This is a genomic window from Frankia sp. AiPs1, from assembly GCF_023716945.1.
GTDB lineage: Bacteria > Actinomycetota > Actinomycetes > Frankiales > Frankiaceae > Frankia.
The window spans coordinates 1-1,161 of sequence record NZ_JAMQQF010000994.1; the positions used below are offsets into that span (position 1 = coordinate 1).

1 protein-coding gene is annotated in these 1,161 nt (G+C 78.4%); it reads left to right on the plus strand.

Annotated features, from left to right (window positions below):
- On the plus strand, positions 1-1,161 hold a 1,161-nt coding region (locus ND748_RS32410), incomplete at both ends, for a serine/threonine-protein kinase (protein ID WP_251750074.1).

Sequence of the window (1,161 nt, forward strand, 5' to 3'; positions counted from 1 at the left end):
CTGGCGGGGCTCGCGCCGCCGGCCGCCTGTGCGACCGTCGCGGCGGTCGCCGTCGCCCTCGACCGGGTGCACCGCGAGGGCCTGCTGCACCGCGACATCAAGCCGTCGAACATCCTGTTCGCCGCGGACGGGGCGCCCAAGCTCACCGACTTCGGCATCGCGCGGCTGCTGGAGTCCACGGGTACCGCCACACCGACGAGCGTGGTCGGTTCGACGCCGTACCTGGCACCCGAGCAGTTCGACCTCGCCGCCCCCGGGGTGGCCGCCGACGTCTACGGCCTCGGCGCGGTGCTCTACGAGCTGCTCGCCGGCTCGCCGCCGTTCGGCGCCGACCCGCGGCCGCACGTCATGGCCGAGCGGCACCGCCGCGCCGTGCCGCACCCGCTGCCGGGGTTCCCCGCGCAGCTCGCCGCCGTCCCCCTGCGGGCACTGGCGAAGGATCCGGCGGACCGCCAACCGAGCGCGCTGGCCTTCGCCGACGATCTGATCGTTGCCGCCGGGTTCACGTTCGGACCGGACTGGCTGGCGGGCACCGGGATCAGTTTCCGCGGCGAGCAGGACCTGCGCCGCCGCAGCCGCGGCCCGCTCCCGCCGACGCGGCGCTACCGGCCGGCCGACGCCAGCCCCCCGACCCGTGGTCGGCTCCCCGCCGCCGGGCTGATCGGCGGCTGGCCGGTCGATGGTGAGCCGGCCGGCGGGGACGAGGCGGGTCGGCTCGCGGCCGGGGGCGGCGGCGGGTCCGGCTCGCGGTATGCCGGGGTCCTGGGTGTTCTGCGGGAGCGGGGCGGGTCGGTGCGGGCACGGGTGGGGGAGCTCGGCTGGTCCACGTCGGGCCTGATCGCGGTCGTTCTCGCGGTCGCCATACTGCTCGCCACGGGAGTTCTGCGCATCGGGCCCGGCGACGGCGGCGGACCCGCGGCGGCGCCCGTCCGGCCGAGACCCGCGCCGGCCTACCCGGTGAGCGCGCCGGTGCCGCTGCGTGGCCTGGTCAGCCTGGCTGCGGACGGTGGCGGTGGCATCCTGCTCGCCGACTCCAGCCAGCACGCGCTGACGCTGTTCGCCCGGGGGACGGCCAGCACCGTCGTCGGCCGGGCCGCCGCCGACCGCAGCGGCCAGCCGGGGCCGGCCCGGGACGAACCCGCCGCGGTCGCCGCGCTGCGC